Here is a 21,204-nt window from a genome sequence, read left to right on the forward strand (position 1 = left end):
GAGCCAAACCTGCTCATGGGATTGCGCCAAGCATCTTCAGTTCGGCATTGGCGGCGTCCCGCTCGGTAAAACCGTGCGGGCAATCGCTTGCCGCCAAACGAAACTGACGAATGGCTTCGTCCTTCGCCCCCTTGGCCAGCGCAAGCTCGGCGCTGTAGAAATTTGCCTCGCAGATCTGGCCCAACTTTTTGATGGCATCCGGATCATCAGCCGCAGCAAGTACCGCAGCAGGCGTCATCTGGTCCATGAACAATTTGATGACCGGCGCCGGCCAGACGGTCATGTCGATCTTCGAACCGGTTTGCGCCAGACGGCTCGGGAGCTTGTTGCGCTGGCCGGCGATATCGGCCCACAGGGCGATATAGGCATTTTTCGGCGCCTGCGCGCTGGCCTGATTGAGATCGGTCAGTGCCTTGTCGGCCGAGCCGGTAAAGAGATAGGAACGCCCGCGCGCAAAATAGGCCGCGGCGGATTTCGGATCGAGCCGAACCGCCTCAGTGTAGTCGACAATGGCACGGTCGTTGTCGCCCTTGCCCTGGTAGGCGGTACCTCGGCCGACCAGGGCCGTGGTGGATTTTGGATCGAGCCCGATCGCCGCATTGTAGTCGGCGATGGCGCGGTCATTTTCGCCCTTGAAACGATAGGCGAGACCCCGGTTGTTGAAGCCATCGACGTCTTTGGGAGTGAGCCGGATCACCTCGGTGAAGTCGGCAATGGCGCGGTCGCCGTCGCCGTTGTCGAGCCAGGCGATGCCTCGGTTGTAGAACGCCTTGACGCGTTTGGTATCGAGCCGGATCGCTTCGGTGTAGTCGGCGATGGCGCGGTCATTGTCGCCCTTGTCGCTATAGGCGCTGCCTCGGCTGCTGAAGGCAACGGCCAATTTGGGATTGATCCGGATCGCCGCGTCGAAGTCGGCGATGGCGCGGTCGCTGTCGCCCTTGCCGCTAAAGGCGATGCCTCGGTTGGTGAAGGCATTGAGATATTTGGGATCGAGCCGGATCGCCTCATTGAAGTCGGCGATGGCGCGATCGTCGTCGCCCTTGTCGCTATAGGCGATGCCCCGACTGTTGAAGTTCGTGGCGTCCTTGGGATCGAGCCGGATCGCCGCACTGAAGTCGGCGATGGCGCGATCGTTGTCGCCCATGTCGCTGTAGGCGAGGCCTCGATTGAAGAAGGCGGTGGCGTCCCTGGGATCGAGCCGGATCGCCGCACTGTAGTCGGCGATGGCACGGTCGTTGTCGCCCTTGTCGCCGTAGGCCTTACCGCGCTTGAAAAAGGTCGCGGCGTCCCGGGGATTGAGCCGGATCACCTCGCTGTAGTCGGCGATGGCGTGGTCGTTGTCGCCCTTCTGGTGGTAGGCGGCACCGCGATTGCCGATTGCCGTGACGTTTTTGGGATCGAGCCGGACCGCTTCGGTGAAGTCGGCGATGGCGCGGTCGGTGTCGCCCTTGTCGAACCAGGAGATCCCCCGGCTGTTGAAGATCCCGCTGTCCTTGATACCGAGCCGCATGGCCTCGTTGTAGTCGGCGATAGCGCGGTCGGATTCGTGTTTGTCGCGCCAGGTGAGGCCCCGGTTGAAGAAAGACGGGGCGAAGGTGGGATCGAGCCGGATCGCCTCATTGAAGTCGGCAATGGCGCGGTCGGTGTCGCCCTTCTGGTGATAGGCGACGCCCCGGTTGCTGTAGCCGATGGCCTGCTGGGCTCCAGTCAATTTCCCCGAATTGATACCCTGGGTACAGGCGGCGATCCTGGCGTCGGGGTCTGGCAGATCGTAGCACGGCTCGGCGGCAGCGGCGTGGCTCAGGAGCGTCATGGCGGCAGCAAGCGCGCTCCAAAGTCTCCATGTCGTGCGGCTCATGCGGTCTCCTGGAGCGAAATTGCTATCCAGGACTATGGTAGCGGGATTTGCCGGTCTGGTTCACGATCGGCCGGGAAAAGTTGCTCGAGTGCGCAGGGCTCGGGCTAAGCGGCCACCGACGGTGAAATGCTTGCTCAGCCGTTGCCGATCCCGCCCGTCGATCTTAATGGGAAAAACGGGTACTGCCGGACAGGATTGAACCATCGACCTCTCCATTACCAATGGAGTGCTCGGGTTTTGAAAAAATCCCGTCCTGACAATCACTTGCCATAGTGCGCTCTGCCGGATGACCGGATCCGCCGCCCCGTGGCAAGGTGTGCTATATATTTAGTCGGCCGCCAGAATCGTCGAAGATCGCAACCGAGACATTGCCGCGGGCGGTTTTTCCCAACTCGAAGGTTTGACGATGAACGACGTCGCATATGGCTAAGCGGATCTACGACAACAGCGGCAGGAAGGCGGAAGCCGAAAATACCCGCTCTCAATTAATTGCGGCAGCTCGGAAGATATTGAGCGAACGCGGTCATCGGACGCCGTTTTCGATGGACGCGGTGGCAAAAAAGGCCGGCGTGGCGCGCGCGACGGTCTATTTGCAGTTCGAGAGCCGGGGGAGTCTGCTCGAAGCCGTCTTCGACACGATCGCCAACGAAGGGGGATTGGGCGTTTTGCCTGAGGCCTTCACGGAACCAGATCCTGTGGAGGCGCTGAAGAAATTTACTTCCGTTTTTGTCAGGTTTTGGATCGCGCAGAGAGAAGTTTGGCCGCGCCTCTCGCGTGAATTAGCGGACGACGAAGCGGGAGCGCGATTGACGGCTCGATCGGAGCGCCGCCGCCGCGGTATAACCGTCATTGTTGGTCGCCTTGCTCAGAAACTGACGCTCGATCGCGCCGACGATCTAATCGATGCGCTTCACGGAATGACGAGCTACGAATTTATTGGTCAATTGATAGCGACCGAACGCTCGGAAGCCGAGGTGGAAGCGCTAATGCTCGAACTGGTCGAGGCCGTTATCCGGTCGCTCTGCTTCGCCAAGTCAAAGCCGCTTCGAAACGATGAAGACTCCCCGGTTTTGGCCAATCCTCGACGAAAAAAGTAGGTCGATCTTTCAGTCAACGCCGCAACTGGTCGCCTCTTGGGCCGATGCGCATCCTCGCGAACCCCTGTGGTGGGCGCGCTCATCGTCGTCCAAATTTACTAGACATATTGTCTAACTTTGATCTGATTTACTGAGAATTCTCACGTCTAAGACGAAATACTGCTAAATAATTAACTGGACATACTGTATATCAAATATCATGATCCCCGCTGTTTGAAACGCCAACGAACAGGGTGGGGAAAATTATGGCTCGGGGTAAAATCATCACACCGCGCGTTTGCGGAGTGACCATCGTCGTATTTCTGGTGGCATCGGCAGCATTTCGTCTTGAGCCCGCCAAAGCTCAGACTGCATTCACGAGGACGGTGGCGTTCGGCGACAGCTTTCCCGATACCGGGAACGCCATCAAACCGCTGGTCGACCTGTACAAGTCGGATCCCGTCAAGTTTGCTTATCTGGCCTACTATGTTGGCCTCTATTCGACCGGACGCTTCAGCGGCGGAACCAACTATGTCGATACGGTTTCGGGTCTGCTGGGCATCGCGCAAGCAAATCAATTGAACTTTGCCTATGGCGGCGCGAAGACCGACAACACCAATGCGCAACCGGGCCAGCCGGGGTTTGCGCAACAATGGGGACTTTTCGCCGGTTCGGGGGGCTTGCGAATTGCCTCCACCGATCTGGTCCTTCTGAATGTGACTGCAAACGACGCGCTCCAATATGCGTCGCCGCCGGGAGGCTTTTTCCCGAGCGGGATCGGTAGAACGATGGCCGGCGTGGCTGCGGCAGCGGGTTATGCCGCCACCCAAACGTTGATCGGGATCAACGCGTTGGTGGCGGCCGGAGCTCGCAACATCGTATTCACTGCGCTAGACACCGGCACGTTTCCGCTGGCTACGGCTGATCCTGTGCATGCCCCGATCGCCTCGGCATTCAACCGGACCGCCAACTCGATCATACAATCGGGCCTATCCTCCGTCGCGGCCGCCGGCGTCCGGGTCGAGTATCTCGACGTCAGCCTTATCCTGGATAAAATCCGCTCGAACCCGGCAGCATATGGCTTTGCCAGCGCTGGGGCCTGTACGATGGCGTGCTACGGCAACAGCACGGAGCAAGCCAAATACCTCTTTTATATCGATAGCACTCACCTTACGTCCCATGGCTTCGCGGTAGTCGGTGAGTACATCGTCAATCGACTGAACGCCCCACTGACATTTGGGCCGCAGGCGGAAACCGGCGCGATCGCCGAGATGTCATTCGCGCAATCGTTGTTTGGCCGCCTCGACATGTTTGGCGGCACCGCCCAGAGCGGGGGTTTTCGGCAGGCGATGGCGTACGACCCGTCGCGCCTCGCCAAGGCTCCGCCGGTACAGCCACCGGTCGGCTCGCCTCTCTCGGTCTACATTTCGGTCGATGGCGGCGGCGGCGAACAGCAAAGCACCACGACCGCATCGGGTTACAAATTCACATCCTTCGGTGGTTCGGTCGGCGCGGAATATAGACTGAGCGCCAATGCAATTGTCGGTGCAGCCTTCAACTATTCCAAGCCAACGATTGCGCTGGGTGACGGACGAACCAAAACTGAAACCGACTCCTATCAATTTGGCCTATACGGCGGCTGGACCAGTGCCAACTTCTTCGCGCAGGGCATCGGCATCGTCGGCTTCCAGAATTATCACAACACCCGGCCGGGAGTATTCGACCCCATCTCGTCGAGCCCGGACGGCAGTACCCTCGCCGTCGGCGGCAAGGTCGGCAAGCTGTTCGATTTCTCCGGGGTTCGCGCCGGACCGATCGCCGGACTGATTTATGGGCGCGCCCGGGTCGATAACTACACCGAGAGCGGCGACGCCGCGCTGACGCTCAGCGTAGGCAAGCAGACCAAGGAAGCGCTCGTTGCCAGCGCTGGTGCGCAGTTCCGCTTTCCTGGCACGTTGCCTGCGTTCGGATTGGAGCCGTTCATCAACTTGACCGCCGAGAGCGATGTTTTGGGCGATAGCCGGCTTATCCAATACGGTGCGACTTCCGCTCCGATCATCGTCAATACCTTGAATATCCACGACGGCAACTCCCATAGCGTCTATGGGCGCGTCGCAGGCGGCGTATCAGGCGCGATAAATTCACGGATGTCGGTTCAGGTGTTTGCGAGCAGCACCTTCGGCCGACGGGGCGGCGACGACTACGGCGGCCAAGCCGCATTCAAAATTGCGTTTTGAAGCGCTTCAGCATGACCGGCATCGAATCGCGATTCGTCGTTGTCGATCGATGCGTACTTTCAAAAAAATGGAGACAGCCTTGAGCAAGCCGACGTACCCCGACCTGAAGGGAAAGATAGCGTTCGTCACCGGTGGATCCGGTGGCATTGGCGCGGAGACCTGTCGCTGGTTGGCAGAGAATGGCGTCAAGGTCGCCGTTAGCGGACGCAACAAGATGGCGCTGGACCAGGTTGTTGCTGAATTGACGGGGGCAGGCGCCGAAGCGGCCGCGATCCCGGCGGAATGCACAAATGGGGAATCGCTGGAGCGTGCGCGGAGTGATGCAGAAAAACGCCTGGGGCCAATAGACATTCTTGTCGCATTCGCAGGCGGCGGTACTGCCATGCCCGCGCCAGTCGAAATGACCTCCGAAAGCGATTGGCGGTCTGGCATCGATCACAATCTTACCGCGACTTTTCTGACGCTGAAGACATTCCTTCCCGGCATGAAGGTGAGGCGGTCGGGTTCTATTCTGACGATGGCATCGACCGCTGGCCGGTCCTCCTCACCAGCTTCCTCGGCCTATGCTGCTGCAAAGGCCGGCGTGATCATGTTGACCCGCCATGTGGCACGGGAGGTTGGCGGCTTCAATATTCGCGCCAACTGTCTCTCGCCTTCCGCTATTCTCACCGAACGCACAGCTTTGCATATGCCTGAAGAGAAGAGATCGCTGATCGCTGCCCTGCACCCGATTTCCCGGCTTGGAACGCCGGCTGACGTTGCGGCCGCCGCACTCTTTCTGGCCTCAGAAAGTGCCTCATGGATCACCGGCGCCACGATCGACGTTGCAGGCGGCAGGTTGATGCACTGATAAACGTTCGATTGGCCGCGGAGCGGGCAGGCAACCTTGGCTCTCAACCTTCAGATCGCCGTCGTGACCTTGCGATGGCTCTGACCTCCGCGACACTAGGACGGCTAGAGCGTTTTCCAGCGAAGCATGTCCTCGGACTTGATCCGGTTCGCGTCAAGAAAACGCGTCACATGCTTTCAGGGCGGCCGACACCGGCGATCACGTGAATTTTGCTGATTTTAGGGGGCTTTGGCGAGAGAACGGCTGGTGCTGCCAGACAGGATTGAACTGTCGACCTCTCCATTACCAATGGAGGGGGCGGGTTTTGGAAATACCCCGTCCCGCCAGTCACTTAGCTTGATTTCGAAGCTGGGCTTGTGTCAGTTTTGTGCCAGTAGATCCGGCGTTTGGCCCAAGAAATCTTCGTCGCATCGATCTGCACTTGCGTCGGGTTCAATTCAGCGGCGAAGGGTCGGATTTCATCGTCGAAATTGTATCACAAAATTGGCGGTGAGGAGGAGGGTCCACGTTCAACATCGGTCTATTCGTCCATCTGCGGGACCATCGTCATAGGCACGAGGATTTTCCCGGCGGCTCCTTGTAGCCCTTGATTAGGGAAGACGGTGGTGCCTAATCGACTTCGACACTGTTCGTCACCGCCGCATGAAGCGATCGTAAGTGTCCTCGGTTTGCTGCTCTGCATGCCAGGCCCCACGGTCGGCGTTCTTCAAATGCAGTAACGTGAACCTGCAATTCTGCGACGTCGAATGGAATGATAACTCGCGGACGGGTTCGTCGAACCACACTCCGGCCGGATGATCGACACCATCCTTCAATTCTTCTGCGGAAACGCCACGGGCAATACCGGATCTGGCAGGCATTTCGTAAGGCGGGCTGATGCTCGTCTTTATGAAGCGGCCGGACTTAAAGGCCGGTTCGCTCGACCACGCCCATTTCGCATAGCCCTCAGTCGACAAAATCATGATGGACCGACGCTGCGTGTAGCGGAGCCAGCGTAGGATGACGGCGGTGAGCGAAACGTCGTACCGATCCGCGCAGGCACCCAAGTCATCGAAGTTTGGAACATCTGTGGGCGTGATGCGCTTCCGAAAATCGTCAAGAGGCATCAGGACCGAGGCCGAGAAGGCATTAGCCTCGCGTTCAACTTCTGCGCTGACTCGGCCGTCAACCGCTGCTTCGTTGCAGCGGATGCCCTCCGGAAACTTCTTCCGATGAAGGAGATAGTGCCCCAATTCGTGACCAATCGTGAAACGACGGCGCTGTGGACTTGTATTGCGGTCGTAGAGAATGCCCCACCTTTTCCCGGACTCCGAGGGAAGCAACGCCCCGCCGAACCCCTCGAGGTCATCCTCGATCACCTTGGTGATAGGATCATCCGGAAAAAACGTTCGAGATACCTCGATCGCGAGCTGACCAATATCGAAGCGGTAACGATCGGCCGGGTTCGCGGCGTTTAGCAAAAGAGAAAGGTGGTTTGCCCACCGATCTACGCCCCAGCCCCGCGTATCCATCAGTCTTTATCCAACAGTTTCTTCATCTGACGGAGCTTTTCCTTCATGGGAGCGCTCATCTGCTGATACTCGCGGAAGAACGCCTTGTCCTCCGCTGTCTCCAATTCCTCCGGCGTATCAGCGCCCATGAAGTAGTCGACCGTAACACCTAAAGCCTTGGCTATCCCGGCAAGCTTTTCCGCTGACGGGCGGGGCGGGCTCTTATTTTCAAGCTCCCAAAGGTAGGACTTACTCAACCCGGCATCCTCGGCGAGTTTGTCCAGGGTGAGCTTCTTCTCAAGCCTTAGCTTGCGAATCTGCTCACCGATCTTCTGAGACAACGTCTTAGGCATGCAAATTCCCTGTTCGGAACAGCAGTATATCGAATCATTGACTTCCGGCAAGCGGGCTGCCATGTTCGCTGTAGCGATAGTTAAACTGCTCCTATAGCGAGGTCCAGTTTTTGGGCTTTCAGGTTAACCGCGGCACCGACCAGGGGTGATTTGGCGCTGGAAACCGGAGATATGAAATGTACGCCGATCAGCGAACGATCATGCGGAATGCTCAACTTGTCGGCGTGTTGGAGCGCTTGTGCCAAGGGCTGGAACTGACAGATAGCCAGTTCGAGTTGGCAAAGGCTCGTTATGACGCGGTCGGCCGCTGGCTCGCCGGCGCCGAAGACAGATTGATCCATACGGTCCTGATCTACCCGCAAGGATCCACCGCAATCGGGACGACCGTCAAGCCGATTGGACGAATTGAGCATGACGTAGACCTGGTCTCCCACGTTGCTGAGCCGGATCAACTGATCTCTCCCGCGACCCTCAAGTTTGCGATTGGCAATCGCCTTCGCTCCAACGGTTTGTACGCGCCGATTCTCGAGGAAATGGGGCGCTGCTGGCGGATCAACTACGCCGGCGAGTTTCATTTGGATATCACGCCTTCGATTCCCAACCCGGGATGCCCCAAGGGCGGCGTCTTGGTGCCGGATAAGGCGCTGCGGTCGTGGACCCCTTCGAATCCCAAAGGATACAAGACGCTGTTCCTCGAACGCGCCAAGATCATGCCGCAGATGCGACTTATTAAGAGCATGGCCGCGATGGACAGCGCGCGATCCGTCGTCGAGCCTTATCCGGAGCAGGTCAGTTTCAAGGGAATTCTGCCCCGCACCGTGCAGCTCTCGAAGCGGCATCGAGACATCCATTTTCAGGAGCTTGATCCCAGCCTGGCGCCGATCTCGGTCATCATCACGACGCTTGCGTCACGCGCCTACGAGTTTTGCGCGCTCAACACCGTGTACGACAGCGAATTGGACCTGCTTTGCGACGTCGTCCGTCACATGCCCCACTTCATCCAGGTCGACACTTCCAGCGGGCGGCGCCAGTGGTTCATCTGGAACGAAACTACCGACCACGAGAATTTCGCGGAAAAATGGAATGCGGATCCTCGTCGAGCCAACGCCTTCTACACCTGGCATGCCAAATTGCTCGCTGACCTTGAAAGCCTCACGCACATCGAAGGCCTTGACCTTCTCACGAAGCGTTTGGGATCCGCCTTCGGTTCGACGCCCGCCGCTCGCGCCCTCGACGGCCTGACCGAACCGGTTTCGGCGGCCCGCCGCACTGGCCGCCTTGTCGCAGCGCCAGCCGTGGGATTGAGCGTTGCGGCGGTTGCGTCTTCCACGTCCGTGCGGGCCAACACCTTCCACGGAAGCGACAGTTCATGAGACTCGGTCAGCGCCGGCCGCTGACGGCCAGCCAGCAACTTGTGAATCTGAAAGCTAATCCGCTCACTGCTGGAGGAAATGGCGCCCCCCATGCTGGTTCGTTTGTCTGGCGCTTCGAAGCCACGCCGTCACCGCTCAGCCGGTTTTACGGCCTTCGCATCGATTACCGTCAGGGCGATACGCCTGATGTGTACGTCGAGCGTCCCAACTTGAAGCTATTGTCCGGCGGACGCCGCCTTCCCCACGTTTATCAGCAGGATCCCGTACAACTTTGCCTGTACTTGCCGAGAACGTACGAGTGGCAGGCCTGGATGAGGATCGACAATACCATCGTGCCTTGGGCAATCCTCTGGCTGTTCTATTTCGAGGAGTGGTTGTCGTCCGACGATTGGAAAGGCGGCGGAGAACATCCTGTCGCATCCGACCTGCCCGCTAGGCGACCAAAACGCCTGCGCTCTTACGATGAGGCGGCGTCATCATGAGCATCCCGCCGTCCGGCCAGCCGACGTACCGCATTCTCTCGCTCGACGGCGGCGGAATTCGTGGCGTGTTTCCCGCGGCGTTTCTCGCAAAGCTTCAAGAAAATCTTGAACACCCTATCGCTTCTTATTTCGATCTTATCGTTGGTACGTCGACCGGCGGCATTATCGCAATCGGACTTGGAGTTGGCCTGTCGGCCGCAGATATCCTGCGTCTGTACGAAGAACAAGGACCGGCGATCTTCGATCAACAGCACGGACCGGTGAAGACGTGGATGCGACAACGTGGCCGATCCATGCTTCACCTATTCGGATCCAAATACTCGTCGGATAACCTCCGAACTGCGCTGGAAGGCGTGCTCGGGAACCGCAAGCTGGGCGAAAGCCTAACTCGCCTGGTTATTCCGGCATGGCACCCTATGCTGGAGCGGGTGTATCTCTACAAGACGGCGCACCATCCGCGATTGGAGACTGACTACAAACAATTGGCGATCGATGCAGCAATGGCGACGGCCGCCGCTCCAACGTTCTTAAAACCGCATCTAACGAACGAGGCTGTCGAACTCGTAGACGGCGGGGTGTGGGCCAACAATCCAATCGGTGTCGCGGCCGTTGAAGCGGTCGGAATGCTGGGATGGCCGGCAGACCGCCTGAAAATTCTCAGCGTCGGCACGACCAGCGACGTAAGAGCGCAGCCGAAGTGGAAAGGCAAGCTTCCGATGGCGACTTCGGTGACACGCCTGTTCATGGCCGGACAGTCACACAGCGCCCTCGGCGCCGCGAAGATCATCACCGGCGACGGCCACGATCACAAGGCGATCTGGCGCATTGATCAGGTCGCGCCCGAAGGCCGCTATACGCTGGATAACGCGGCCAGGATTGCAGAAATGAAGGATCGTGCGGTTGCCGAGGCGCGCGAGCAGCTTCCGGAGTTGCGGCGTAATTTCTTCCAGGAACCGACGCTTCCATTTGCTCCATTCCATTCCCTCAAGTCCCAGTCGCAAGACTGAGTTAGCGAGACACCGATGGCGAAGAACATCATCATATTCTCGGACGGCACTGGCCAGGTCGGTGGCCTTCGACCGGACGAACGGCGCAGCAACGTCTACAAGCTATACCGCGCCACGCGCTGCGGTCCCGACACCACCATCGATCCCTCCGAACAGGTGACCTACTACGATGCCGGTCTCGGTTCGATGCCGCCGGAAGGCGCGTTCTTCGCCATTCGGGCGTATCGTTGGCTGCACAATCTCTTCAGTCTCGCAACCGGCTTGGGCATCACCACCAACATCATCGACTGCTACGCGGCGACCTTGAGCATGTGGCAACCCGGTGACCGAATTTTCGTGATCGGCTTCTCCAGAGGAGCATATACCGTGCGATGTCTTGCCGCGGTGCTGTCGCTGTGCGGAGTGCCGACCACGATGGGAGACGGAAAGACGCCACTGCGTCGAGACGCGAAATCCGTCAAGAAGATCGCGAGCGAGGCGGTCAAAAACGTCTACCAGCATGTCAGTTCGCCGGCAGACGAGAAGTATGTCGACCAACGCAAGGCCATCGCGCTGCGTTTTCGCCTGAAATACAAGTCCGATGCCGCGGGGTTTCCGAACGCCAACCCATACTTCATCGGCGTCTTCGATACCGTCGCATCCTTGGGAAGCTATCCGCTTTCGGCGGGGATGTTCGGCGGCGCCGTTGTCCTCATACTGCTCTTGAGCTGGCTGCTGTCGATCCTGCTTCCGTTCTGGACCGCGTTTTGGCTGCTGGTTGCCGTGGCGTTGGCCGGCGCCGGCATCTGGTATGTGATCTCCCATCTGCGCTACGCGACCGGGCTGAAGGATTATTCGTTCTGGCAGACGCTGCACTTCACGTCGCCGAAGATGAAGTTCTACGACCCCCATTTGGACAACGAGGTCCGGTACGCCCGACACGCCCTCTCGATCGACGAAAACCGCGCGGACTTCGCGATCGTGAAGTGGGGCAGCAAAAGCAACAAGGGTCCGCCACGCAAGGAAACCGACCCCGAATGGCTCGAGCAAATATGGTTTGTCGGCAACCACTCGGATGTCGGCGGCAGCTATCTGGAAAACGAATCCCGGCTGTCCGATATTTCCCTCGACTGGATGACGTACGTCGCCGCGAACCTGCCCGACGAAACCGGGCCGACCGGCCACGGCATCAAGATCAACCCGTCGCTCCTGCAAGTTTGTCCGGATCCGCTGGGTCCGCAGCACGACGAGCGGGAGCCGGGCTTCCTCTGGGGAATCCGCTGGCCAAAGGGCCTCCGACACATCGATCCGCAGGCGGTTCTGCATCCCTCGGTCTACAAACGGGCGGTCGCCGAACGCGTCCCCCACTTTTACGAGACCATCGATTATTTGCCGAACAACCTAGTCGATCACGTGGAATTTCAGCAGGCCAAACTCGCCGCCAAGCAGCCCCCGGCGGCGCAGCTTGCGACAGGCCAGCCGCCCGGATGAGACACGAAATGATCGGGATTCTCGAACGCCGGCCGCCAGGCCCGCGGCAACGTACTGTTGGGAGGTAGCGATGGGCGTCGGAGAAGACTTTGCTACGTTCCGGGACAATTATCAGATCACCCAGGAAAAGATCAGCTCCATTTCCTACCGCTACAAGCGCATCACGCGTCAGTTGAACACCGATTTTCGCGACAATACTTCGGACACCGCAAACAGCATGTATGTCGGGTCCTATGGCCGGGACACTGCGGCGAAGGGACTGAGTGACCTCGACATGGCGTTCATCCTGCCGTACGCCGAGTATGCGAAGTATCACGCCTTCTCGACGAACGGCCAGTCGGCGCTGCTGCAGGCGGTGAAGCGGTCGATACAGAACACCTATCCGATCTCCGAGAGTTTCGGCGACGGTCAGGTCGTGGTCATCACCTTCGACGACGGCGTGAGATTCGAGATACTTCCGGTTTTCAACAATAAGGATTCCGACAGCTGGACGTACCCCAACGCAAATAACGGCGGTAGCTGGAAAGTCTGCAATCCGCGCGCGGAGATAAAGGCGGTCGCGAAGCGAAGCGCGGAAACCAACAAAAACCTGAAATATCTAGGACGAATGACGCGGGTCTGGTGCGCGCACTGCTCGGTACCGATGAGCGGCATGCTGATCGACACCTTGGCCTATCAATTCATCGAAAACTATGTAAACCGCGATAAATCGTTCCTCTACCACGACCTGATGATGCGGGACTTCTTCGAATTCCTATCGCAGCAAGTGCAGACGCAGACGGTCTGGCGCGCTCCCGGAAGCGGGTCACGCGTCGGTCGCACAGGTATATTTGAGCACAAAGCCCGGAGCGCGCAGCTGCGTTCTATTGAAGCGGTGAATTTTGACTTGGCCCACCAGGAGTGGTCCCGGCGGCAGAAGTGGAGAGAAGTCTTTGGAACCCTCTATCCCGACTGAAGGCGAGCGGCACGCACTGGATAGCCAGGTGCGCGAATGCTTCGGGCGTTGCGCGTATACGCACAAGACCCACGAAAAAATGGCGGACCGCGGATCGCGCCGGCAGCGCATCATGAAGTGGTGTCAGATTGTCTTGTCCGCGCTCACCGCAGGCGGTGCGACCGGCGTCGTGTTCGATCGGAGTTCTTTGATCTTTCCATACGCTACCGCGCTGTTGTCAATCTCGCTGTTGATCGTGAACAGCTACGTGAAGGATCTGGATCCCGGCAAGGATGCTCAACTTCATCGGGAAGCGGCATCGGATATCTGGAACATTCGGGAAGCCTATCTCAGCCTACTAACCGACATCCGCGATCCCACGTGTTCAATGACTCAACTTCGCCAACGGCGCGATGATCTGCAGGAAGCGTTACACAAAATATATCGGTCGGCGCCGCATACCGACGGCAAAGCCTACGGGCAGGCGCAAGACGCCCTGAAGAATAAAGAAGACCTTACGTTTTCCGACGATGAAATCGACGCATTCCTTCCGGGACCCTTAAAAAGGAAGACTTCGGCGTCCTGAACTCTTGAAAAGATTCGAAGGTCGGAACGCGTGGAACCGCTGCATCGGCAATTTGGAATCGCTATTCTGTGTTAGCAGCCGGGCACGTACGATGGGCGTATGGATTCTCAGTCAGCTGGAACCGATGCCGATGGCAACGGAACGAAGACCGGCGATCCGGACGCTGCGCGGATGGGCGATCTCCGTGCTGCAGGACGCCGGCGATTCCCGTCCGGATTGCAGACTTTTGCTATTCGAGTTTCGCCGCAAGCATCGCAGCCGTTTTCATCGCGGACCTGATCGTAGGCAGGTGGGGCCTCGAAGGCTCCGCAGCCGCCCCATCGCGACGCTTGCAATCCTGGCAGCCTAAAATGGATGTGGCGCGGCCGGTTGTTCGCGACCATCGTGTCTCCCAGCAACAGCGCGTCGACTATATGCTGGGTCATCACCTGGGAGATCCGTACCTCAGGATAGATGCGGGCCAGCTGGAGGAGCAACAGGCGGACTTGGCGTTGGACTTTGCCGACCAAGATGCGAAAGGGACACTGCTGGGATTGGCGGAAGGCAGCTATCAGATGTATTCGGCCGATCCCGTCTGAATGCATTCCCGTCACGCGCCCCGCTCAAGCCGGTCTTCTTCAACCGGCCGGCAGCTGATCTTGAAGATTGACCACGCCTCGCGCGAAGGAAACGGTGCCGGTGCCGCCCTGCTCCGTGTAGTAGGTTCCCACCAGTGAGTTATGCCGGTTTTCGATCCGGAGGACCGCCGTTCCGCGGTAGCGGTAATAGGGCGGAGGCTTGCCCTCCTTGCGGCGGGTTTCGTACACGTAGAGCAGTTCCCGCCGACCGTTGCTTAAGCGTCTCGGGTAAACGACGATCGTATCGGATTCGGCGCTGTCCGTTTCCAGTACAAGAGATAGGACGTTCAGATTCTGTTCGATATCAAGCGTCGCCGGCGTTTCCGCAACTTGTCCTTCGCGGATAAAGCGGATAGTGCCGTGCCACCGGCCCGCTATGTTTGGGAAAACGAGAATAGGAAAGCCGGGTATCCACTTCCACGCAAAAAAGATGATTGCCAGTGTTGCAAGTTGCATCAGACCTGCGACCATCGCAGCGAGTGCGACGGATCGAAGGAGTGGCATGCCGGCGTACAGAAGCGCACCACAGCTCGCGCAGAGTGTGGCGAAGTAAATGACTAGATTGAGGCGCAGCAGATGGAGCACTTAGAAACTCGCGTAGCTATCGGAGACGATTTGAGAAGCGTAGCCGCTTTTCTGCTGCCGGCCTACGCCTCAAACCCGCAGTTTCCTCTGCTTATCTGCCTGCATGATGATTCTGGATTGCCGCGCTTTGCCGAACCTATGCCGCGAAGCCCGAGTGCTCCCTTGGGGGCTTTGCTGGACGATGCGTTTCGCAACGTTTATCAGACGGCGCTTCTGGCAAATCCCGAATTCCACGACGGCGCACTTCTCGCCGGCCGCACCTCCGGGCCGGCCGCCTCCTACTCCGTCACCGGTTGGTCGTACCGGTTATATCCTCCGCCAGCCGGCCGGCCTCATTCGCTGAACCGCGGCTCCGCCTTTCATAGCTGTAGGGCGATGTCGGCGCTGCCCGAAGTCGACGGCTTGATCCTTTTCGCCCGCTCGGAGCGCATGATTTTCATGAATGGAGAACTTTGGGATACCGATCAACTGCTATAGGTTGAGACGATTCCCGTTCGTAGAATATCGAAGCGTTGAAGATCGCACCTAGCATTTCTGACGTCCCTGCCGCCGCGCGTTAGGCAAATCGCGCTGATCCAAGACTTCTCTCTGGTATCAGCCCAGTGAATGAGATAGCCGAGAATCTGCTGAGCCGCGACGAAGTCCTTGTCGAACTGATCGAAGTCGTCGCGGACAAATGTGGCGGACAGCGCTATCTCAAATCGATCAGAAATAGTCTCGCTGATCGAGGCCTCGGCGGAGAGCGATTTCGAGCGGTCAAGCGGACGATCTCGTAGACGACAACGTTCGCTATCGGATTCGCGCTGCCGTCCATCGAACCTTCCCGGCGGTGTTAAAAACGGGGCGTTTGCCGAATACGCAGCTTTGCAGTTTTCAGTCGACTGTCATCGAACTGGTCCTCCATCCCTCCGCCCTTGGGTATCTCGTGCGCAGCCTTCATGTCATTTGTGGTCTCATCTGACACCTTCGGTCAACACTTGGCGCAGCACGAAAGAGTTGGGAAAATATCTTTCAAAAAGCTGCTATGGAGGTATTTTAGGCTTAAACTATTATATGGAATGGGGATGCTCCTGGCGGATCCCGGAACAGTTTTGGTCGAACCGGCCTGTTGAAATCCAGCTTGCTTGAAGGGCGATTGTCGTGCAGCAAAGCCAAAACTGACGCTGAGGCTTTGCGTGACCGACGACCTGAATTTAGAATTAGAACCTGAGCATCGGCCAGTTCCGCCGCAGCGCCGGCGCGGCTCATCCGGGATAGTAATCGCGGTTATTCTGTTTGTCTTCGTGGCCAGCGGCGCAGCCTATCTGGGGCTCAATTACGCCGACCAGGTCCGATCGGTGGCTTTTGCGGAGTCGCCGGTCAGCGTTCCGGTCGTCGCTCGCGGGGAAGATGTCGTCAGTCGGGCAGATTTTGAGGCATTCAAGCAGCAGACGACAGATTCCTTGCTGTCCGCGATCGCAAGGTTGGATGCGCAAAAGGATGATCTGAAAAGATTGTCTGACCAGCTTGCTGCTTTGGTGTTGAGAATGGATGCATCGCAAAGTGCGCCAGCACGCGCGCCGCCGGTGTCCCTGACTCAAGCCGGAGCAATTCCGTCTTCGCCCGTCGTGCCGCGTCGGCCGGTTGCTCTCACACAACGGAAACAATCTCCGGCGCCGAAACCGTCTGGACCCATTTCACTGGGGGGTGCTCCGCTGCCCGAGGCGCCGGATTGATCAAGACGGATTTTCGGCACCCTTGGCCGGATCGTTCTCACTGCCGCCCTCATCGATCGGCCTCCCTCGAGTTTTGACCCCGAGGCGTTCCCGGCGCCGGCTGCCTGATCCGCATCAGCAGCCGCGAGCTTGCGATCTCCGCTGCTGATGCCGCCGCCGCGGAAGCCGGAAAGGGTTCTCCTGCTCCACTCGTCTTGAGGGCATACTCGGTAGGAGTAGCGTGCCAGGTGCGTCTCGGCTAGACAGCGAACGGTCCCAGCGAACACGATTCGATCCCCCGGGGGTAGGTGCTTGTCGGTCAGCGACGAACAATGGAGGAAGGATGCCTTAGGCATTCCTGGCGAACTCGGGGCTGTGCCTCGGAGCGAGGACGACGACGGCCTGCGGGAGGCGATGCTGGTAGTATGGGCGCGGCTTGCGATGGCCTCGACCACCATCAAGCACCTGTACTCCCACTATCGGGAATCTGAGATACTCGCGTTCGCCGACACGCTCGACATGCAGGCGCCCGACTACGGGCTCTCGTTCGACGGCACCGAGGCATACGACGAGATCGTGAGACGGCTCGGCGGGTGCCTCCGCGCCATGGAGCGCGAATACACCGAGAACGATCTCGGATCGAGGCCCACCGACCCCACACAATGGCGCGTCGACTACGGTGGCCACAGCGCCCACCTGATTCCGATGGGGCGCGTCGCCTGGCGGGAGAAGAAAGATCCGTCCCTAGACATGCGCAGCTTCGATCAGCGCGGCCTGCTTCGCCTTCGTTTCGTGCCGGCGATCGTCGACGGCGCGAAGGTCCGGATCGAGAAGGTCGACCGGGTAGCCAAGCGGACGCCGTCGGCGTTCGGAGCGGTGCTCTTTCCGGATTCAACCTTCGACAGCCGGGAGACCGCGACGAAGTTCTTCATCGAGGGCGTCAAGATTCCGGGCGGCGACGCGATCATCGCCGCCGCGTGCAAGTCCGCGCACGACGACGCGTGTCTCGCCACCGTCTTTCCCGAATTGATGATCGACCCCAACGCGCGCGACCGCATCCAGTCGCATCTTGCATCGAAGCCTTGGCTTGCCGACGGTGACTTGTCTGGAGCGCCGGGCATCGTCGTCGCCGGCTCATGGCACGAGATGGACGGCGGCAAGCGCTACAACATCGCGACGATCTATGACGGCCACGGCGACGAGGTGGCGCGTCACAAGAAGCGGATGGCTTTCAAAGACCAGGACGGACGGGTCGAGGACATCCATCACGGAACCGAACTGACCATTCTGGTTTTGGAGGAGGCGCTCTTCGGCTTCGGCATCTGTCTCGATTTCTGCAATAGGTGCTATCATACCCCATACGGCTGGCTTGACGTCGATTTCGTGATAGTACCGTCCTGCGGCAACGATGCTACCATGGACGGCCACATCCGTACGGCAAAGGACCTGCACAACGAGCGAAATACGCGCAGTTTCGTGGTGCAGCAGGCGTATCCGCCCCTGCAGCATGCCGCCGGCTACGTCCTTAATCCGGACGGCCTGACGGCCGCTTGGACGGTCGATGGACTTCGTGTCGCGGTGGCATGGAGCCTATTTCTGGGCTGAGACGTTTTACAACCGTTGACTTGACGTTAACTCGGCCCAATGTAAAGCGTACTCAAACGAGTTCCCTCTGGACCTCCACGCAAGCGTCATGTCCTGCACAGATCGCAAAACATTCGAAACCACGCTCGATCGCATCGGGCGGGGCGATGCGACGCCGGCGGAAGCCGCCATGGCGATCCGCACTGCGCTGGCAGCAGAACCTTCGCTCGTCGAGCGTGTCTATGACGCGCTGCGCGACGTCACGTGGCGCACGCTCACGTCCCGGTCGTTCGGGGACGAACTGCCGAACTGGTTCGACGTGATCCGGCATGCCGCCGCCCTGACAGGCGGCAAGACGGGTGGCGGCGTGGCCGCGAAGATGTTGGCTTTCGCCGATCTGATCTCCCAGTCGGCCAGGTTCGCCGAGTTGCAGCCGCTCGAAGAGGTTCTGAACCGCAAACACACGAAAGCGCTTCTGACGGCGCTGGCGGGCGCAGGTAAGTCGATCACCAATATCGCGCTGATGAGCATCCTGGGCCTTCGGGAGTCAAACCTGTCGCGCGTGACTGGCGCGCTTCAGGGGACGGGGCTGATCGAGCGAACGTCCTCCGGAAAGGAAGCCAGCTTCACGTTGACCGACCGCGGACGCCAGGTCGCCAAGAAGCTCAACATCGATATCAAAGACCCTGGCACCGAGCGGGAATGGTGGCACGAAGCTCCGTTCCCCATCGCGGTATGGGAGGCCGACGGACGGCCGGTCGGCGCGAACGCGGCGTTCTACAGATTGACGCGCGCACAGGAGCCGCATGCGCTTCAGGCATTCGACGATTGGAAGATTTCGCTGGCGAAGGCGGCCCTTGAGCATCGGATGGCGTCCACCGACACGTGGCGATTGCAGATAGACGACGTCATGTGGATTCAGTTCGTCGAAACGGTAATGCCGGACGGCCGTTTGTGTCTCTTGGGATCCGACGTTTCGGTCACCATGAAAGCCATGAGCGACGTCGAGGCTGCGCTGAAGATCGCGCAGGAGGCGGAAGCGCGGGCCCGGCGCGAATTCGCGGATACGGAGAACTGCCTGGTCGCGTATCAGTCCGCGAACTCGCACATCCGGAATGAGATCATGACCGTCGCCGCCCGGTCGAACGAACGCGTGCGCGACGTGCGGCACGCTTGGGTGGCGTCCGCGGAGCACGTGGTCCCGCCCGCATTGCTGGCCGTCGAGAAGGATCTCGGCGCGATGCAGGTGGCGGTTCGCGACCTCATGGTTCCTGTCCACTTCGTCACGCATCACGGCAAGCCCGTGTCGGGTTGGCTCGATCCGCGCCAGATCGTCGCGGAAGCCATGAGCACGGCCAAGGACCTCTACCCGAGCACCCAAGCGACCGCATCGTTCGGAAGCGTGCCGAAAGTGCGCGGCGTCGTGGACACGATGCGCGCGGTCCTTAGTCACGTGGTGATCCTGGGCACGCGTCACGGCGCGTACGATTTCCACGGCGCGCTGAAGGGATCCAACCTCGTCACGACGGTGCGCGTGAAAACCCCCGATGTTAATCCGCATCTGGATCCTTTCCAGGCTGTAACCACTTCCGGACTGGGTTACTGTCGCGCGATCGTCGAGACGAACGGCGGAGCCTTCCAGGAAACCGTATCCGGATCGGACACCATGTTCGTCTTCTCGCTACCCGTCGAAGAGGCGAACCCTCCTGGACGGGCAGTCGGACGGGCGGTCAGGTTTGGTGCGCCCGGCAAGGCGACCAAACCCCGCAAACCAACCTCGGGAAGCCACCGATAGAGTATCTATGCCTACATCGCCGGCTCGTTGGCTCATCGCGTGCTCAAGATTGGCACCACGATCAACATCGGCGCGCAAGAATAACAGCTCCGAACGACCAAGTGCAGCAGCATCTCCTGCGGCACGATTGCGCGCATCGGAACGGATCCGACACGGACGGACAGGAACTGAAAGTCTTCACCAAGGCGTTCGTGCAGCACACGGCGGACTCTCGATAAGGGATCTCGTCCAAAGCATCGAGCAGGCGGTCCGCGCTCGTCGAAGTCCGCCCGGAGCGACGCCGTGACCATCACCGATCGGAGGACATTTCGATGATTACCGTCGCGGACATCCAGAAGGATCTCCCGGACTGGCCTGCCGGCGTGATCGAACCCTGGTTGATCGAATTCGCCAACGATCCCGGCATGGGATGGCCTCCGCCCGAGCCGTACGGCAACCACCGCTGGGGAAGGCTGCTCGGACAGCGGCCCATCTCATGGTGGCGGGACGTCACCTGGACGCTGGAGAAGACGGACTGCGGCATCGACGGCCTCACGCCGAAGGCGAAGGCGGACGTAATGGACATCCGCAAGGAGATGGAGGGCGGCAAGCCCGACCCGACCACGAAACGACGCTGGGACAACCTGTTCCGCTACGTCCTCAACGACGGCTCGTTCCCAGTCTCGCCGGTCGTCATGCGCCGGCCGGAAGGCCTGAGCCCGATCGACGGCACTCACCGGTTGGCTGTGCTCAGCGGGCTTCGCCTGCTTCCGGAGGCGGCTTTTGCCGCGAAGAAACTGGCGAAGCCGTCGAACGAGCAAGACGTCTGGATGGGCAAACACAAGGACAGAGAGCTTCCGTGCGCGCCGTGACCGGTGTCTTGAGCCGCCTCGAAATCGGCTGAGGTTGACGGCCGGAAAGGCCGATCCGGTGGTACACGGCGGTGGTCGCAAACCTTCGCCGGCGTTTTCGGGAATGCCCTATTTTACGGTGTTTTTGGAGTTTCCGCGGTCGCCGGTCGGGAATCCCTCCCTCTCCGCCAGACTTTGCCGTGATGCGAAAAATCCTATAAAAAAAGGCTTTTCCAGAGCCACCGGATGCAGGTGGTGGAGAACCACCGTGTAGACCCTGGTGGGACCCGCGGCTGGCTCAAATTGCTATCATTGAGCCGCCAGCGGAAGCCCGAACTGAACCGCCGTCGCTTGATTTCCGAGGCACCATCCCCACATCGCGG

General features: G+C 59.5%; 19 protein-coding genes. 15 read left to right on the forward strand and 4 right to left on the reverse strand.

Features of this window, described 5'->3' with window-relative positions; translation table 11 throughout:
- Positions 1–13: 13 nt before the first annotated feature.
- The gene (locus BLS26_RS20730) at positions 14–1,858 is read right to left on the reverse strand and encodes a tetratricopeptide repeat protein (protein ID WP_092514185.1); all 1,845 of its coding nucleotides are present in this window, start codon (positions 1,856–1,858) and stop codon (positions 14–16) included.
- A gap of 422 nt (positions 1,859–2,280) precedes the next feature.
- On the opposite strand from BLS26_RS20730, the gene BLS26_RS20735 reads away from it, so the two are divergent.
- The 3 genes from BLS26_RS20735 (at position 2,281) to BLS26_RS20745 (ending at position 6,021) form a co-directional block, all read left to right on the forward strand.
- Positions 2,281–2,955, forward strand: coding sequence for a TetR/AcrR family transcriptional regulator (locus tag BLS26_RS20735; protein WP_092514187.1), 675 nt, complete (start codon positions 2,281–2,283; stop codon positions 2,953–2,955).
- Between the two features lie 284 nt (positions 2,956–3,239).
- Positions 3,240–5,171 carry an autotransporter domain-containing protein gene (locus BLS26_RS20740; protein WP_244541640.1) on the forward strand — a complete coding sequence of 644 codons (1,932 nt, stop codon included), beginning with the start codon at positions 3,240–3,242 and terminating at the stop codon, positions 5,169–5,171.
- A 79-nt stretch (positions 5,172–5,250) separates the two neighbouring features.
- Positions 5,251–6,021 (forward strand): SDR family NAD(P)-dependent oxidoreductase, encoded by a 771-nt coding sequence (locus tag BLS26_RS20745; protein ID WP_197681261.1) that lies wholly within the window; start codon positions 5,251–5,253, stop codon positions 6,019–6,021.
- A 632-nt stretch (positions 6,022–6,653) separates the two neighbouring features.
- Here the strand turns inward: BLS26_RS20745 and BLS26_RS20750 are convergent.
- Together BLS26_RS20750 and BLS26_RS20755 are read right to left on the reverse strand one after the other, a co-directional pair.
- Positions 6,654–7,532, reverse strand: a complete 879-nt coding sequence (locus tag BLS26_RS20750) for an ImmA/IrrE family metallo-endopeptidase (protein ID WP_092514193.1) — start codon at positions 7,530–7,532, stop codon at positions 6,654–6,656.
- Positions 7,532–7,864 (reverse strand): helix-turn-helix domain-containing protein, encoded by a 333-nt coding sequence (locus BLS26_RS20755; RefSeq protein WP_092514195.1) that lies wholly within the window; start codon positions 7,862–7,864, stop codon positions 7,532–7,534. The genes BLS26_RS20750 and BLS26_RS20755 overlap by 1 nt, the downstream gene beginning before the upstream one ends.
- Before the next feature lie 176 nt (positions 7,865–8,040).
- On the opposite strand from BLS26_RS20755, the gene BLS26_RS20760 reads away from it, so the two are divergent.
- The 7 genes from BLS26_RS20760 (at position 8,041) to BLS26_RS20790 (ending at position 14,294) form a co-directional block, all read left to right on the forward strand.
- A complete protein-coding gene (locus BLS26_RS20760) occupies positions 8,041–9,237 on the forward strand; it encodes a nucleotidyltransferase (protein WP_092514197.1) in 1,197 nt (398 codons plus the stop codon).
- Positions 9,234–9,719 carry a hypothetical protein gene (locus BLS26_RS20765; RefSeq protein WP_092514199.1) on the forward strand — a complete coding sequence of 162 codons (486 nt, stop codon included), beginning with the start codon at positions 9,234–9,236 and terminating at the stop codon, positions 9,717–9,719. Before BLS26_RS20760 ends, BLS26_RS20765 begins: the two co-directional genes overlap by 4 nt.
- A complete protein-coding gene (locus BLS26_RS20770) occupies positions 9,716–10,726 on the forward strand; it encodes a CBASS cGAMP-activated phospholipase (protein WP_092514201.1) in 1,011 nt (336 codons plus the stop codon). The genes BLS26_RS20765 and BLS26_RS20770 overlap by 4 nt, the downstream gene beginning before the upstream one ends.
- A 15-nt stretch (positions 10,727–10,741) precedes the next feature.
- Positions 10,742–12,196 (forward strand): DUF2235 domain-containing protein, encoded by a 1,455-nt coding sequence (locus tag BLS26_RS20775; protein WP_092514203.1) that lies wholly within the window; start codon positions 10,742–10,744, stop codon positions 12,194–12,196.
- 70 nt (positions 12,197–12,266) lie between these two features.
- On the forward strand, positions 12,267–13,151 hold the full coding sequence (locus BLS26_RS20780; protein WP_092514205.1) for a nucleotidyltransferase: 885 nt from the start codon (positions 12,267–12,269) through the stop codon (positions 13,149–13,151).
- Complete coding sequence (locus BLS26_RS20785) at positions 13,129–13,716, forward strand: SLATT domain-containing protein (RefSeq protein ID WP_092514207.1); 588 nt, start codon at positions 13,129–13,131, stop codon at positions 13,714–13,716. The genes BLS26_RS20780 and BLS26_RS20785 overlap by 23 nt, the downstream gene beginning before the upstream one ends.
- Before the next feature lie 350 nt (positions 13,717–14,066).
- Positions 14,067–14,294 carry a hypothetical protein gene (locus tag BLS26_RS20790; RefSeq protein WP_092514209.1) on the forward strand — a complete coding sequence of 76 codons (228 nt, stop codon included), beginning with the start codon at positions 14,067–14,069 and terminating at the stop codon, positions 14,292–14,294.
- Between the two features lie 39 nt (positions 14,295–14,333).
- On the opposite strand, the gene BLS26_RS20795 is transcribed toward BLS26_RS20790, so the two are convergent.
- Positions 14,334–14,918, reverse strand: a complete 585-nt coding sequence (locus BLS26_RS20795) for a hypothetical protein (RefSeq protein WP_092514211.1) — start codon at positions 14,916–14,918, stop codon at positions 14,334–14,336.
- On the opposite strand from BLS26_RS20795, the gene BLS26_RS35840 reads away from it, so the two are divergent.
- From BLS26_RS35840 to BLS26_RS20815, 5 genes are all read left to right on the forward strand, one after another.
- Positions 14,910–15,395 (forward strand): hypothetical protein, encoded by a 486-nt coding sequence (locus BLS26_RS35840; RefSeq protein WP_157676507.1) that lies wholly within the window; start codon positions 14,910–14,912, stop codon positions 15,393–15,395. The two genes, BLS26_RS20795 and BLS26_RS35840, sit on opposite strands and share 9 nt — an antisense overlap.
- A gap of 698 nt (positions 15,396–16,093) precedes the next feature.
- Positions 16,094–16,633 carry a hypothetical protein gene (locus tag BLS26_RS35845; protein ID WP_157676508.1) on the forward strand — a complete coding sequence of 180 codons (540 nt, stop codon included), beginning with the start codon at positions 16,094–16,096 and terminating at the stop codon, positions 16,631–16,633.
- A 291-nt stretch (positions 16,634–16,924) separates the two neighbouring features.
- A complete protein-coding gene (locus tag BLS26_RS20805; RefSeq protein ID WP_157676509.1) occupies positions 16,925–18,217 on the forward strand; it encodes a hypothetical protein in 1,293 nt (430 codons plus the stop codon).
- Positions 18,218–18,305: 88 nt separating this feature from the next.
- Positions 18,306–19,991, forward strand: a complete 1,686-nt coding sequence (locus BLS26_RS20810; RefSeq protein ID WP_092514217.1) for a hypothetical protein — start codon at positions 18,306–18,308, stop codon at positions 19,989–19,991.
- A gap of 311 nt (positions 19,992–20,302) precedes the next feature.
- Positions 20,303–20,842, forward strand: coding sequence for a hypothetical protein (locus BLS26_RS20815; protein ID WP_092514219.1), 540 nt, complete (start codon positions 20,303–20,305; stop codon positions 20,840–20,842).
- The last annotated feature ends 362 nt before the right edge of the window (positions 20,843–21,204 follow it).

It is taken from the genome of Afipia sp. GAS231 (assembly GCF_900103365.1).
Classification (GTDB): domain Bacteria; phylum Pseudomonadota; class Alphaproteobacteria; order Rhizobiales; family Xanthobacteraceae; genus Bradyrhizobium.